Origin of the sequence: Phormidium pseudopriestleyi FRX01 (genome assembly GCF_017313335.1) — a bacterium.
In the GTDB taxonomy this organism is placed as follows: Bacteria; Cyanobacteriota; Cyanobacteriia; order Cyanobacteriales; family Laspinemataceae; genus Laspinema; species Laspinema pseudopriestleyi.
Map to the genome: position 1 here is coordinate 1 of NZ_JAFLQW010000434.1, position 15299 is coordinate 15299.

Genomic DNA, 15299 nt, shown 5'->3' on the forward strand with positions numbered 1-15299 from the left:
AATTTATCACTGACAAGAAGCAAGACAGGGCTGGGGTTAAAGCGTTTCTTACCCTCTTCTTGAACGGTTGTCAGTCAATGCAGGGAGAGAGGATAGAGATCGCCCCTTGGACCCGGATCTCTTCCGACAAAATAATGCATGGACTAGACCCAACTCATGCCATAATAAGTCGGCTGTCGCCCAACAAAATTGCTGCTGTCAATGGCTGAACGACCCCAATCCCCGGAAGAACTTGCTGCGGTTTTAGAAAATGTCACGGACCTGAATTTTAACCTTCCGGACCCGGAAGATGAGGATATTTCAGAGCCTGATTTTGAGCATCAGATAGATAATGCCTGGAAAGTTTGCGACCATTTCGACCTGCAAACCGATATTTGGCGCGGGCGGATCCTGAGTGCTGTGCGCGATCGCGAGAAAATTGGCGGTGAAGGACGCGGCAGAGGGTTCCTCAACTGGCTCAAGGACCGGGAAATCAGCAAAAGTCAGGCATACTCCCTGATTGAACTGGCAAATAGTGCCGATACTCTCTTAAACCAGGGAGATTTGGACCCGGAGACTATTAATAAATTTAGCAAACGGGCCTTTGTGGAAACGGCTAAATCTGCGCCGGAGGTGCAGCAGATGGTCACCCAAGCGGCCCGAGATGGCGATCGCATCACCCGCCGGGAAGTGCGCCAACTCTCGGACGAATGGACTGCTATGACTTCGGAATTACTGCCGGAGGAGGTGAAAGAAAAGGCCACTGCCGGTTCTCTGCCTCCGCGTTATCTCGCGCCGTTGGTCCGAGAAATGGAGAAACTGCCTCCCTCCCACCAGGTTTCGATCCGGGACGAAGCGGCGATCAATCCTGATGTGGATACCGTCAAGCAACTGACTTCCGATGCACGGAGTTTGTCGAAATATTTAGATGCGGCGGCCCAGGTTCAGGCGATCGCCACGAGTTCCATTGATGTGGAAATGGCCTTAGAAGAAGCACTCCGCATGGGTTGTCTGAACACTGCGGCAGATTTGGTCAAACAAGCGTCCCAAATTGAACAAACCGTTGCTAAACTTTATACCACTTGGCGGCGTTTGGGCAGTCTGACCGATCGCCTCTATGTGGATACAGGTGCGAGTACGCCCCATTTACGAATGCTGTTGACTTGTTTGGACCGCTTGGCAGGTCAAGTGATTGAGGTGCCACTGGGAGATGAGGGCGATCGCACGATTCGCTTGCAAATCCTCAGCGATTCTCAGCCGGAGTAATCGGCCACCGGGCGATCGCCCGGGTTACATCCTACAATCACTAAAGTGCTGCACCCCTGTGGACTTGATTCCAGTCCGAGTCTACCTTCATTGGCGATTCGTTGAAAAAAATGGTAAAGTTATATAACGAACGGTAAAGTAAAATAAAAGACATTTAATTGGTGTTAACCAGTTGAACCTTGACCTTCAATCAAAAATTAGGTCAGTTCCAGGATCGTCGGCAACCCAATCATCAGGAGAAAACACAGCTATGCCCCAGCTTGAGGCTACCAGCACCACCTTGGACTTCCAAAGCGCCAGTTATAAAGACGCTTACAGCCGAATTAACGCAATCGTGATCGAAGGTGAACAGGAGGCTAATGATAACTATATTAAACTGGCTGAAATGCTGCCGGATTCTAAAGACGAATTGATCAGCTTGGCGAAAATGGAAATCCGCCACAAGAAAGGGTTCCAAGCCTGTGGGAAGAATTTAGCGGTAGACCCTGACATGGAGTTTGCCCAGAAATTTTTTTCCGGGTTGCACCAAAATTTCCAAACGGCAGCAGCCTCGGGCAATGTCGTCACCTGTTTGTTGATTCAAGCGTTGATTATCGAAAGCTTTGCGATCGCCGCCTACAACATTTATATCCCCGTTGCAGACCCCTTTGCACGGAAAATTACCGAAGGCGTCGTCAAAGACGAATACAGCCACCTCAATTTTGGTGAAAAATGGCTGCAAGCACATTTTGAAGACTCCAAAACTGAAATGGAACAAGCCAACCGCCAGAACCTCCCCATCGTGTGGAAGATGCTCAATCAGGTTGAGAAGGATGCTAAGGTCTTGGGAATGGAAAAAGAAGCTCTCGTGGAAGACTTTATGATCGCTTACGGCGAAGCCCTCAGCACAATTGGGTTTACCACTCGCGATATCATGCGGATGTCGGCTTACGGACTCATCGGGGCTTAAATTTAACCCTTCAACCCACTGGCGATCGCCCTCGAATCTGTAAGTTTTTGCGGCAATTGAGGGCGATCGCTATTATTTTGGATGATTTTGGCCGGGGTTGATGCATCATCCGGGATGGCGATCGCTTCATCACATCACCCACCCCTGATCCCAAACCCGGTACTGATAGGCCTATAAAACCTAGCCCTGTCAAGGTGGTAAATTTAATGACGCTCAATCGTTGTTTCATGTAGGGGTAGGGTCTCCAAACCCTCTGATCTGATGTAGGGGTAGGGTCTCCAAACCCTCTTGAGGCTACTTCCGGGAATGATGATTCCCCGAACCGGAATTTTTCTGAACCGCTATGATCTCAAGTGACAGAGATTCTGAGCAGATGCCCCCGTTCGGGAAACAGACGACGCGACCAGGACTCCCGTGCAGTCTTGGTGTACTATTTAAAGATATTCTTAACGAATCTTTTCCTTTAACCCTACTGCGCCTGATTCAAAGGCTACCCTAAAACGCTTAATGTTTGGTCTCATCGGTCACCTTACCAGTTTGGCTCACGCCCAGTCTGTTGCTAGAGATCTGGGTTACCCGGAATATGCCGATCAAGGGTTGGATTTCTGGTGTTCCGCCCCACCGCAGATAGTCGATAACATCACTGTTACCAGTGCCACCGGCCAGACTATTGAAGGACGGTATGTGGAATCGTGCTTTTTGCCAGAGATGCTCGCCTCCCGGCGGATCAAGGCGGCAACGCGGAAAATCCTGAACGCGATGGCTCACGCCCAAAAACATGGCATTAACATCACGGCACTCGGGGGTTTTTCCTCAATTATCTTTGAAAACTTTAACTTGCAGCAATTCGAGCAAGTTCGCAATATCAAGCTAGAGTTTGAACGCTTTACCACAGGAAACACCCATACTGCCTATATTATCTCTCAGCAGGTAGAACAGGCATCAAAACAGCTTGGTATCAACTTGTCGAAATCAACCGTGGCAGTTTGTGGAGCCACTGGAGATATCGGGAGTGCTGTCTGTCGCTGGTTGAACAGTCGAACGGATGTTGCAGAACTCCTGCTAATCGCCCGCGATCGCGAACGATTGCGGCTCTTGCAAGAAGATTTAGGACGCGGCAAAATTATGGGCTTGGAAGAAGCACTCCCCCAAGCTGATATTGTCGTTTGGGTCGCCAGTATGCCCAAAGGGGTGCAAATTGATGCCAATTCCTTAAAGCATCCTTGTCTGTTGGTTGATGGCGGGTATCCGAAAAATTTGGAAACCCAGGTTCAACACCCGGAGGTTTTTGTTCTTAAAGGTGGGATTGTCGAACATACCCTAGACATCGATTGGCGAATTATGCAAATCGTCAGTATGGATGTCCCAGCACGTCAGCTTTTTGCTTGCTTTGCCGAGTCAATGCTCCTGGAATTTGAAAAAATCTATACGAATTTCTCCTGGGGACGTAATCAAATTTCGGTGCAGAAGATGGCAATGATCGGCGAATGGTCGATTAAGCATGGCTTTCAACCCCTGCTGCTTCAACCTCGTTAGTCTCTAGGTTGGGAATAGGGGAGGATAGGGAGGATGTTTGTAGTAACGACTTCAGTCGTTTCCAACTCCCCGATCTCCCCCATCTCCCCCATCTCCCTCATCTCCCCCATCTCCCCCATCTCCCTCATCTCCCTCATCTGCGCGATCTCCGCGATCTCTCTAAATCTTCACCTGTTATGGCAACTCCTGAACGCAGAACTTTCCTTTTAGATTTTGAAAAGCCCCTAGCGGAACTGGAAGGGCGTATTCAACAAATCCGAGAACTCGCTGAAGAAAATGGGGTGGATGTCTCGGAGGAAATCCGCCAGTTGGAAGTGCGCGCTAACCAACTCCGGCAGGAAATTTTTTCCACGTTAACGCCGTATCAGCGGTTACAGTTAGCCCGTCATCCCCGGAGGCCCAGTACGTTAGATTACATTCAAGCGATTACTGATGAATGGATGGAACTCCACGGCGATCGCGGGGGGTATGATGACCCCGCCTTAGTCGGTGGGATGGCTCGCATCGGCGGCATCCCGGCGGTGATTCTGGGTCATCAGAAAGGTCGGGATACGAAGGATAACGTCACGCGCAATTTTGGGATGGCTTCCCCTGGGGGTTATCGCAAGGCGATGCGGTTGATGGATCACGCTAACCGCTTCGGTATGCCGATTTTTACGTTTATTGATACCCCGGGTGCTTGGGCGGGGGTAGAGGCTGAACATCAAGGTCAGGGTGAGGCGATCGCCTACAATCTGCGCGAAATGTTCCGTCTGGATGTGCCGATTATTTCTACGGTGATTGGTGAAGGCGGTTCCGGTGGGGCTTTGGGGATTGGGGTGGGCGATCGCCTCCTGATGTTTGAACACGCAGTTTACACCGTTGCCACTCCCGAAGCTTGTGCCGCAATTCTCTGGAAAGATGCATCCAAGGCTCCTCGCGCTGCTGAGGCCCTGAAAATTACCTCCTGGGATTTAAAAAACCTGGGAATTCTCGACGAAATCCTCCCCGAACCCTTGGGGGGCGCTCATTCCAATCCCCTTCAGGCCGCTTCAAGTCTCAAGGAAGCGTTATTAAAGAATTTAGATGAATTGTCCACTTTGACCAGTCAGGAACGCCGGGAACTGCGCTATCAGAAGTTTCGCCGGATTGGGGTGTTTGCAGAAGTGCCCGCCTAAGTTGGCGCGATGGGTGGGGTTGAGATGGCTCCAGTTTACTATTCGTTTTTCTAAGCCGGATCAATCAGTTGACTCTATATTGGCAAGAGGGCGATCGCCCGAAAAATTCCCAAATAGAACCCCTGACATGGACTGAGGAACCGAGTCAATCCTTGTCCCTGGTCCATTTTTCAGCTACCATCTGACCCGCGCAAAGACCCAGCGCGATCGCCCCAACATGACAGGCTGCTAATCCTGAATTTCCCGAGTAAAAAAATTGGGCCTTGCTCAACAAACCATCCCATTGGATGATATACTTAAAATCAGTAACAAAAGTTTACGTTTATTTAGTTTTCTGAGTCAAATTATCTTGCACGATGATTCATTACTCACTGGGTAGAGTACCCGGGCGGATTTCTAAAACTTTAACCTCGGCTAACCCAGGGCTAATTAGGGTGAATCTTAACCGGATCTGTGCATCGCAGGATGCAAGATGACGGACTCACCGCTTCCCTCTACTTCTACCCGGGCAAACAATGCCCTGAACTTTTCCTCTAAACCTAGCCAAGCTATAGCGGAAAATACCACGTTGGGGCAATCCCGACGTTCCTGCAATCAGCAAGAAATGTAGATCAACCCTGGGGCTGGTTCTCTATCTGTCTGAAATTAATACACCAAATTTCAGCCTGTTTCTTTGCTAACCTTGACTCTTTTTGCTCCCCTTGAGCTATCTGATTTATCATTATCCCAAGACGATTGGCTATTCCGGCAACCTAGTGAGTCACAAAAAAAGGGACTCAACCGGCTGCTCTCGTTTCGATATCAAGCCAGGGATTGAAATTCAAAGATTAATCCGATACAGCGATCGCAGTTTGAGATCGAAATTCCATCAATCAGATTCCGTCTTGGAAAGAAACAATGCGGTTATCGGGTTTTTTCTAGCGGAAAGAAGTAATCCCACAAAGAGGATGGAGCCATTTCATCAGAAATCTCAGACTACAGGTCTTTCCTCCTAGAGGTTGATATCTTAGAGATGACACCGGCGCTTTTAGGATTGATTTTCACCCTTGATCAACGCCGCAAGATACAGCCTCCGCCAACAATTCATCTGTTTGTGGTGCTATGTCCGACGACCTCAATAGTGTAAATGTCTGGACTTGAAGTATCTGTAAACCTCTATGACTCTCATACATCTTTTATGACTATTGCTTCCCACGGATCCCAATTACCCCAGACTGGAAATGGTACTAAATCCGCCGAAACCTCAGACAAAACCCCCCGCATCGAGACGCGGCCCGATCGCAATACCTTAAATGGTGCTCAACCCAATATTCATCAACCCCTGGCAGAAAGCGCCGATCGGATGATGGATGCGTTCCGCGAAGTGATCCTCGGGGTTGGGGAAGATCCAGAACGGGAAGGGTTACTCAAGACCCCCAAACGGGCGGCGGATGCCATGCGCTTTCTGACGAGCGGTTACAATCAATCGTTAGAAGAGTTGTTGAATGGAGCCATCTTTGACGAAGGGCATAACGAGATGGTACTGGTGCGAGATATCAATTTTTTCAGCCTCTGCGAACACCATATGCTCCCGTTTATGGGCCGCGCCCATGTTGCCTATATCCCCAATGAAAAAGTTGTGGGATTGAGCAAACTCGCCCGCATTGTCGAGATGTACAGCCGCCGACTCCAGGTGCAAGAGCGCCTCACCCGCCAGGTGGCCGAAGCCATTCAAAGCATTTTGGAACCGAAAGGGGTAGCTGTCGTTATGGAAGCGACTCATATGTGTATGGTCATGCGTGGCGTCCAAAAACCCGGTTCCTGGACGGTCACCAGTGCGATGGTTGGTCAATTCCAGGAAGAGCAAAAGACTCGGGAAGAGTTTCTCAACCTGATTCGTCATCAACCCTCTTTCTTTTAAAGAAAGGATTATACAGGGTGACGGCTGAGTTGTCAAGCTCTTTCTGATAGGCAATTAACGGACAATTTGAGCTTGAAGAACAATTCCGCAACTTTGGCGAGGTCTTTGTCCCCCGGCGATCGCTCTACTCCACTGGAGAGGTCGATACCCGGGGGTTTGACTTGGGCGATCGCCTCTTGGATATTCTCCGGGGTCAGTCCCCCAGCCAACAGCCAGGGGCAACCGGGGTTAAACTCTCGCAACAGATTCCAGTCTAGGGTTTGCCCTGTTCCCCCCAATAGTCCAGGATGGTAAGCATCCAGCAGCAATGTATCCACCACCGTCCGATAATCCCTAGCTTGCTCCAAGTCCGTTGCAGCTTTGACACGGATGGCTTTGAGAATTTCCACCCCTTCGGGTAGCTGTTGCCCCAGGCGATCGCAAAATTCCAGGGATTCCCCGCCATGCAGTTGCACCCCAGTTAATCCTCCCACTTCAACAGCTTGACAAATTATCTCAGTTGTGGTACTTGCAAACACGCCAATCAGATCGACTGGCATCCCTTTTAGAGCCTGAACCACCTGCTGAATCTGTAAATTTGTCACATAGCGAGGGGAACTCGGTACACAGATGAAACCCAGGGCTGTAGCCCCCAAATTGGCGATCGCCACGGACTGCTCCGGTTTCGTAATTCCGCAAATTTTAACGCGCATCCCAGGTCATGCTCCTGCAAATTATGACAATTTGTTTCAAAAGTGTAAGCGTTTGTAAAGGATTAATACAAAATTTTCTTTTTTGCCGATAAATTCTTATAATTCCAGTCATTGAACTGATTTATCCACAAAGGAGATACAAACTTGCTTTACACAACCTTACTCGCAGTTGCCTCAAACCTACCACCCACCCCAAGCTGGTCTCCAATGGTTGGACTGGTGATGATCCTAGCCAATCTATTTGCCGTGGCAATTGGCTACCGAGCCATCCAAAATCCCGGCAAAGGACCCAGCTTACCTGTGGGAATGCCTCCAGTCCTTAAGAAATTTGGGATTCCTGAACTACTCGGAACTCTCAGTTTTGGTCACCTTCTCGGCACCGGATTGATCTTAGGCTTAAGCAATGCGGGTGTTTTGTAAGGAATAAAGAAATTGATGGGTAAAACTCGGATGCCCTGAGTCATCCCAGTTTTATGCATCAATTTCACCGATCGCCCCAGAATGAACCGGGGGATTACCTGGGTTCCTCGTGGGGCGATCGTTATATAGCTTGTTCTAAATGATTTATGACATATATAGCTCCCCTCTCCCCCTTTGGGCCGCCTTATGTTGGGGGTGAGGGCATTCCACAACTGCTGCAAGGATCGTCATCCCAATTTCTCCCTCTATTGATGAGACTTTTTCAGTCAAGGGTTAGAAATATCGAACGGCATCGGTACAGTATAGGCAAGAGAAACCGGGTTTCTGCAACAGAGTTTGTCAAAAAACCCGGTTTATTGTCCTACAAAGCTAACCTGTCCCAAGTTCTCAAGCGTCGCTGTTGTTTCGGCGATACAGATGCAGGCGATCGCACCGGGAGAATTTTAGTTTTTATAGCGCCGGTTGTAGGAATTATTGGTTCATAAAAATATCAATAAACCTGATTATCTCTGGTCATTTCCTGCTATAATCAGAGCCAATAATCAGATTTCACCTATCTTTTCCAAAAAATCAAAAAAGAATAGCGCACTGCATTTTTTCCCAGCCGTTCTCCTGCCACCGCTCCACAGTACCCAGGTCCAACCAGTCAGTTGCGCCCTGAAAATTAGTAGAATAGAAGAAAGCCGAATTGAATTCTCAGATTGGCTCGATCGCGATGTGCCAGAGCAAGGCAAACAACATCATTAAAAATTAAGGAAAATTTTATGCAACCTGGTTGGCGAATAGGGATGGTATTTGGCATCCCGCTTTATATAGATTATTCATGGTTGATTATCCTGGGTTTAGTCACGGTATTAAATGCGGGGCAGTATTCAGAACAACAACAATGGTCGCCGGCGATCGCCTGGGCAACCGGGTTAGGATTAGCCCTCCTGCTGTTTGCTTCTGTATTACTCCACGAACTCGGGCACAGTTTAGTCGCTCAATCTCAAGGAATCAAGGTTAACTCGATTACCCTGTTTATTTTTGGGGGTGTCGCCGCCATCGAACAGGAATCCAAAACCCCAGAAGAAGCCTTTCAAGTGGCGATCGCCGGACCTGCCGTGAGTTTTACCTTATTTGCCCTCCTCGGGGTCATCGCCGGACTTGTACCCGGGAGCTCACCCGTCGCCATCGTCGCCCGGGATTTATCCAGTATTAACCTCGTCTTGGCATTATTTAATCTGATTCCCGGACTCCCCCTCGATGGGGGGCAAATTTTAAAAGCGATCATCTGGAAAGTCAGTGGGAACCGCTTTAAAGCCGTGCATTGGGCAGCCCAGGCGGGAAAAATCCTCGGTTTTACCGCGATCGCCCTGGGACTATCCATTTTGTTACTCGCCAATAGCTTCGGGGGCATTTGGATTGCCTTAATTGGCTGGTTTGCCGTCCGCAACGCCAGCGCCTACGATCGCCTAGCCAGCTTACAACAGGCTCTACTCCAACTCCAAGCTCAGGACGCCATGACCCGTCACTTTCGGGTCGTCGATGCCAAAATGACCTTAAATGAATTTGCAGGGGAATACCTGCAAAATGAGCAGCGTTACGCCGCCTATTTTGCGGCCTCCGATGGTCGCTATCGAGGCATGATTTCCCTAGAAGATTTACGCTCAATCGAACGGAGTCAGTGGCAGACTCAAACCTTGTTAGAAATTGCACATCCGCTGACTGAGATTATTACCGTACAGGAAAATAGCAACCTGATCGAGGTAATTAATCGCATGGAAATCGACAATTTACCTTATATTACCGTGCTTTCCCCAGCCGGTGCCGTCTCCGGAATTATCGATCGCGGCGATATCGTCGCCACCGTCGGGAAAAAATTGAATCTGCCCATCCAGCGTGAACAAATTCAGCAAATTAAACAAGAGGGAAGTTATCCCCCAGGATTTGGGATTGCTGCGATCGCCAAAGCAACCGCCAACTCCTTTACCGACAAAGAGATACACCATCTCAAAAAGTGAGCCGATTCACTGTTCAACGTCATGACTTGCTCTGGTTATCCCTGTTGACTTACCCACGACGACTATAGCTTGGACTAGATCAGTCGTGGAATAAGACCTCACCCCAATGCCCCTCTCCCAGAACCTCCTCTGGGAGCCTCCGAGGGCATAAATCCGGCAAAGGCAGTGCAAAGCGAGGAAACCGGTTGTAATAACCGATTTCCTTCTCTCCTAATGGATTACCTGTGAGAAATTGCCGCTTCGGGTAGCGCACCTTGCATCCGTCCTAACCAATCGATTAGGGTTTCTAATTGATACTCGGCCCGCATAATTCCAATGCCGCGAACGGTGACTTTGCCGGGTCTGTAGACAAACTTTTCTTGCACTTTGGTGGGTAGGTTTTGGGCGAGTAAATTCCAGGCGGGTTCCTCCATTGGCGTTTCTAAGACGATGTTTTGGGTTCCCTCGGGTTTGATTCTTGAAAATCCTAATGGTTTGGCGATTTGTTTGAGTTTCATGACTTGCATGAGTTGATTGACGGGTTTGGGAATCGGTCCGTAGCGATCGCGCCAATCCGCTTCGATTTCTGCCAGTTCTTTCCCCGAGGTTGCCAAGGCCACTGAGCGATATGCACTCATTTTTTGGTCCAAATCCACAATGTAATCCCCGGGAATAAAAGCAGTTAAGGTGAGGTCAATTTGCGTCTCTTCTACAGTCGGAATTTCTTGTCCGCGAATCTCTCGAATGGCCTCTTCTAACATTTCCATATAGAGGTCAAACCCGATCGCATCCAGTTGACCCGACTGTTCGGCCCCTAATAGGTTACCCACGCCGCGTATCTCCATATCTCGGATGGCGAGTTGATATCCTGACCCTAATTGGGCGAACTCTTTAATCGCCCTTAATCGTTTCCGTGCTTCATCGGTTAATCGGCCACTTTTCGGATAAAATAACCAGGCATGAGCTTGAATTCCCGACCGTCCAACTCGCCCCCTTAATTGATACAATTGGGCCAATCCGAAGCGGTGAGCATCTTCAATTAAAATCGTATTGACCCGAGGAATATCTAACCCGGATTCAATAATCGTAGTACAGACTAAAATATCCGCTTCCCCTGAACTAAAAGCAATGGTAATTGCTTCTAATTCCGATGAGTTCATTTGACCGTGGGCGATCGCCACTCTTGCACTGGGGACCATCTGTTGCAATGCCGCCCCCACTTCCTCAATGCCTTCCACCCGAGGCACCACATAAAACGCCTGTCCCCCTCGATCCAACTCTTGGCGAATCGCCGATCGCGTGGTTTCTAGGTCATACGGGGCCAAATGAGTCTGAATCGGACGACGAGAGGGTGGGGGTGTAGCAATCAAACTCATCTCTCGCACACCGGACAAAGACATATACAAAGTGCGTGGAATTGGCGTTGCCGTTAAAGTCAGCACATCCACTTGGGTTTTCAATGCCTTGATTTTTTCCTTCTGATTCACCCCAAACCGTTGTTCTTCATCCACCACTAACAGTCCCAAATCTCGGAACTGAATCGATTTACTCAGAACCGAGTGAGTTCCCACAACTAAATCCAATTCCCCCGTAGCGAGGCGGTTTTGAATATCTTGGCGTTCGGCTTGACTACGGAACCGATTGAGCAATCCAATTTGAATCGGATAGGGAGCAAATCGTTCTTTAATCGTGTGATAATGTTGTTGGGTTAAAATAGTCGTCGGGGCCAACATTGCCACCTGTTTTCCGGCAGTAATCGCTTTAAAAATTGCCCGGATTGCCACTTCGGTTTTGCCAAATCCCACATCCCCACAGACTAAGCGATCCATCGGGCGCTCACTTTCCATATCCCGCTTCACATCGTGAGTCGCCTTCAACTGATCCGGTGTGGGTTGATAGGAAAATGAATCTTCTAACTCTTGCTGCCAGGGCATATCCGGTGGATAGGCAAACCCTTGTTGATCCGATCGCTTGGCATATAAATTCAACAAATCCACCGCCAGTTTCTTAACCGCTTTGCGGACTTTGTTGCGGGCCGTTTCCCAGGATTTGCTGGTGAGTTTATTCAGTTCTGGCCTTTTTCCCCCAGTCGTCCGGAAGCGGGAGAGGGATTCCAGTTGGTCAACAGGAACTCGCAGAATTCCATCGCTATATTTAACAACTAAATATTCCCGGTTTTGGAGTTTTTCCAGTTTGATAAATTGGCCGATGCCATGATGCCGATGGACGACAAAATCCCCCTGACGGAGTTTATTGGGGTCTACCTGTTTAGAAGCAGCGCGCCGACGTTTGCGGACATAGGTGGGGGTGGCGAGGGTATGTTGTCCATAAAATTCGCGATCGGTGATAATTGCTATTCTAAAGGCGGACAAAATAAACCCTTCCAGTTCGGCGATTCCACTATATTTCAGGGCAACGGGAATATGTTGGACTTGCAGTTTTTCGATCGCCCGATAGTCCCGAGGATTAGGAATAAATTGGGCGGGACAGTCATGTTCTTGCAACAGGGAAACTGATCGACTCGGTTGGGCGGAAATTAGAAAGACATTAAACCGGCGATCGCGTTCTTCTCTTAAGAGTTCAGCAAGTTTGGCGAACTGGTGAGGTAACACGGGCACCGGACGACTATCTAAATCAAAGCTAATATGAGGACCGTCTTTTTTACGGTGGATTACAAGTTCCGAGAGGGAAATGCGGTCAAAGGGTTCTACTGTGGCGAGGGAGTCGCTAAAGTTGCGGTGCACCCGAGAGATGGGAAGCGGTTTAGAGGGGAGGGTTCGGAAATGTTCTTCCACGGTATCCGCCCAGCGATCGCCATGTGCACTACAGCGATCGGGTTCATCGATCGCCACAATGGTATCCGGTGACAGATAATCCAGCAAGGAGGCCGGATGTTCAAAGGCCACCCCGAGAAACCGATGCAGGGACCGCAAGTCTGGAGATTCGTCCAATTCTAAATCATTGGGGATAGGGGTACCTGCGTTTTTGAATGCCTCCGGGAGATGGGCCTGAATTAGGGGACTCAAGGAGGTGGGAGTCAGGACCAGTTGCGCGATTTTATCCAGGGAACGCTGGGTGGAAGGGTCAAATTCCCGGATATTCTCCAGTTCGTCCCCAAACCAGTCTAGGCGGACGGGGAGTTCGGCAGAAACGGGAAAAATATCGACAATATCCCCCCGGCGACTCCATTGCCCTTCGGTTTCCACAAGGGCCACACGCTCATATCCCATGCGGGCGAGTTGTTCATCGAGGGTTTTGGAGTTCCACTCGTTTTTGGCGGTGAGGGTGAGGCAGTAGAGTTTAAACTGATTCACCGGGGGTAAATGGGGTTGTAAGGCCCGTTCTGTGGTGACAATGGCGAGATTGTTTTCTCCTCGGACTAAATCGGCGAGGACCTGCATTTGCCCCCAGGTGGTTTCTTCTTCCGGGTCAAAGAGTTCGTAGGGAGATGCTTCGGAGGTGGGGTAAAAATGCACTGTAGGCCACCCCATTGCTTCGAGTTGGGCTGCCCATCGCCCTGCTTCTTCCAGGGTGGCGGTGACGACTAATAAACTCTGGTCCCGTTTTTGGGCGATCGCCGAGGCGACCAATCCTTTTGGGAAGCGGGAGATGCCGTTGAGTTCGATGTGGTGATGCCGATCGAGTTTCGTGAGGAGTTCGGTCGCTAAGGGCGATCGCCCCAGGGTGCGGATGATGGAAGAACAGGCCATGACTTGTCACAAATGCGATAGCGTAGGTTGAAAAAAATCCCCGGATCTTTTCCTCTATTTATTTTAGAAGTCTGGGGACTAACTGTGCGATCGCCCCGGAGGGGGAAAGTGATCACAATTTTTAGGGTAGGGATGATTCTGCTATTGCCGAGAAATGTTAACTTAGCTAGAATCTGGCAGTGAATGCTGATGTCCACGGTGGCGATCGCACCCAATCACAAGGGCGATCGGCACATTCGCCGAAACCCGAGGCAAATTCCACACAACATGACTTCTTTTTCCCTGGAAATTCTGCTCATTTTACTCCTGATTCTCATCAACGGGATATTTGCCATGTCCGAAATTGCTCTGGTTTCGGCCAGGAAGGCACGACTGCAACAATGGGCTAATCAGGGAGACATTAAGGCCAGGGTAGCCTTAGAATTGGCAAATTCCCCCAATCGTTTCCTCTCGACGGTACAAATTGGGATCACGTTAGTGGGAATCTTAGCTGGGGCCTTTGGCGGGGCCACCATTGCCGAAAAAGTGATGGTTCAGTTAGATCGTCTTCCGGTGATAGTGCCTTATAAAGGGGCCGTTGCACTCTTGATTGTGGTGGTTACTATTACTTACCTCTCTCTGATTTTCGGGGAACTGGTCCCAAAACGCCTCGCTTTAAACAATCCTGAACGAATTGCCACCCAGATTGCGATTCCCATGCGATTGCTGGGCAAAATTGGAGCACCGGTGGTTCATTTGTTGAGTGCTTCTACGGATTTGGTGTTACGAATGTTGAGAACTCAACCCTCTAATGAACCTCAAATCATTGAAGAAGAAATTAAAATTTTACTTGAACAAGGCACGGAAGCCGGTACATTTGAGCAAGAAGAACAGGCGATGGTTGAGCGAGTGTTTCGCCTAGATGAACGGCGGGTGAGTTCATTAATGACCCCTCGACCGGATGTGATTTGGCTGAATTTAGATGACTCAATAGAAGAGAACCGGCATAAGATTATTAACAGTACCCACACCCGGTTTCCAGTCTGTCAAAATGTCCTGGATAATGTTTTGGGAGTGATTCAAATTAATGATTTATTAGCCCGTTCTCTGCTCTCTCAACCCATCGACCTCACCGCTGCTTTGCGTCAGCCTTTGTTCGTTCCTGAACATACAAAAGCCCTCAAAGTCTTAGAGTTATTCAAACAAACCGGCACTCATATTGCCTTAGCAGTCGATGAATATGGCGTCATTCAGGGGTTGGTCACGTTGAACGATATTTTAGAGGCGATCGTTGGGGATATGCCCTCAGTGAATCAACCGGAAGACTTGCAAATTGTCCAGCGCGAGGATGGGTCCTGGTTATTAGATGGAATGGTTTCTATTGAAAAGTTCCGGGAAGTTTTCAATTTAAAAGAATTGCCCGGAGAACAACAAGGAAACTATCACACCTTGGGAGGATTCGTCATTACCCATCTAGGCCGGATTCCAATGGCTGCGGAACATTTTGAATGGGCAGAATTTCGATTTGAAGTCATGGATATGGATGGGAATCGCGTTGATAAAATATTAGTCATGCCCGTCAGAAATAATCTCATAAATCCACCCCTAAACCTGAATTAAAAACTCAAAGATTTAGGGTTTTGAATGAGGGTGAAAAGATGAATATTACGATTCCGACTCTTCAATTAAATCTATTTTGTAAAATCTGAGGATTAGCTTTCATACTTAA

At 48.9% G+C, this 15299-nt stretch carries 13 protein-coding genes; 10 read left to right on the top strand and 3 right to left on the bottom strand.

The window, feature by feature from the left end; genetic code table 11:
• From J0895_RS16295 to J0895_RS16305, 3 genes are all read left to right on the top strand, one after another.
• Nucleotides 1-209: hypothetical protein (locus J0895_RS16295; RefSeq protein ID WP_207089098.1), on the top strand; the 209-nt coding region annotated here is incomplete at its 5' end.
• Nucleotides 202-1245: a hypothetical protein gene (locus J0895_RS16300; RefSeq protein WP_207089099.1), complete on the top strand. Its 1044-nt coding sequence runs from the start codon at nucleotides 202-204 to the stop codon at nucleotides 1243-1245. The genes J0895_RS16295 and J0895_RS16300, both read left to right, overlap by 8 nt.
• 250 nt (nucleotides 1246-1495) lie before the next feature.
• Complete coding sequence (locus J0895_RS16305) at nucleotides 1496-2194, top strand: aldehyde oxygenase (deformylating) (protein WP_207089100.1); 699 nt, start codon at nucleotides 1496-1498, stop codon at nucleotides 2192-2194.
• Between the two features lie 10 nt (nucleotides 2195-2204).
• On the opposite strand, the gene J0895_RS16310 is transcribed toward J0895_RS16305, so the two are convergent.
• Complete coding sequence (locus J0895_RS16310) at nucleotides 2205-2423, bottom strand: hypothetical protein (protein WP_207089101.1); 219 nt, start codon at nucleotides 2421-2423, stop codon at nucleotides 2205-2207.
• 278 nt (nucleotides 2424-2701) lie between these two features.
• Between J0895_RS16310 and J0895_RS16315 the strand changes: the two genes are divergently transcribed.
• The 3 genes from J0895_RS16315 to folE all read left to right on the top strand — a co-directional run bounded on the left by J0895_RS16315 (nucleotide 2702) and on the right by folE (nucleotide 6787).
• The gene (locus J0895_RS16315; RefSeq protein WP_207089102.1) at nucleotides 2702-3730 is read left to right on the top strand and encodes a long-chain acyl-[acyl-carrier-protein] reductase; all 1029 of its coding nucleotides are present in this window, start codon (nucleotides 2702-2704) and stop codon (nucleotides 3728-3730) included.
• A gap of 176 nt (nucleotides 3731-3906) precedes the next feature.
• Nucleotides 3907-4887 (top strand): acetyl-CoA carboxylase carboxyl transferase subunit alpha, encoded by a 981-nt coding sequence (gene accA, locus J0895_RS16320; protein WP_207089103.1) that lies wholly within the window; start codon nucleotides 3907-3909, stop codon nucleotides 4885-4887.
• Between the two features lie 1177 nt (nucleotides 4888-6064).
• Nucleotides 6065-6787: a GTP cyclohydrolase I FolE gene (gene folE, locus J0895_RS16325; RefSeq protein WP_207089104.1), complete on the top strand. Its 723-nt coding sequence runs from the start codon at nucleotides 6065-6067 to the stop codon at nucleotides 6785-6787.
• A gap of 32 nt (nucleotides 6788-6819) precedes the next feature.
• Here folE and J0895_RS16330 read toward each other — a convergent pair whose 3' ends face one another.
• Nucleotides 6820-7479, bottom strand: coding sequence for a phosphoribosylanthranilate isomerase (locus J0895_RS16330; protein WP_207089105.1), 660 nt, complete (start codon nucleotides 7477-7479; stop codon nucleotides 6820-6822).
• A gap of 144 nt (nucleotides 7480-7623) precedes the next feature.
• On the opposite strand from J0895_RS16330, the gene psaK reads away from it, so the two are divergent.
• From psaK to J0895_RS16345, 3 genes are all read left to right on the top strand, one after another.
• Nucleotides 7624-7899, top strand: coding sequence for a photosystem I reaction center subunit PsaK (gene psaK, locus J0895_RS16335; protein WP_207089106.1), 276 nt, complete (start codon nucleotides 7624-7626; stop codon nucleotides 7897-7899).
• A 146-nt stretch (nucleotides 7900-8045) separates the two neighbouring features.
• Nucleotides 8046-8384 carry a hypothetical protein gene (locus J0895_RS16340; protein ID WP_207089107.1) on the top strand — a complete coding sequence of 113 codons (339 nt, stop codon included), beginning with the start codon at nucleotides 8046-8048 and terminating at the stop codon, nucleotides 8382-8384.
• A gap of 279 nt (nucleotides 8385-8663) precedes the next feature.
• A complete protein-coding gene (locus J0895_RS16345) occupies nucleotides 8664-9902 on the top strand; it encodes a site-2 protease family protein (protein ID WP_207089108.1) in 1239 nt (412 codons plus the stop codon).
• 218 nt (nucleotides 9903-10120) lie between these two features.
• Here the strand turns inward: J0895_RS16345 and mfd are convergent, their stop codons facing one another.
• Nucleotides 10121-13591, bottom strand: a complete 3471-nt coding sequence (gene mfd / locus J0895_RS16350; RefSeq protein WP_207089110.1) for a transcription-repair coupling factor — start codon at nucleotides 13589-13591, stop codon at nucleotides 10121-10123.
• 267 nt (nucleotides 13592-13858) lie between these two features.
• Between mfd and J0895_RS16355 the strand changes: the two genes are divergently transcribed.
• Complete coding sequence (locus tag J0895_RS16355; RefSeq protein ID WP_207089111.1) at nucleotides 13859-15190, top strand: hemolysin family protein; 1332 nt, start codon at nucleotides 13859-13861, stop codon at nucleotides 15188-15190.
• The last annotated feature ends 109 nt before the right edge of the window (nucleotides 15191-15299 follow it).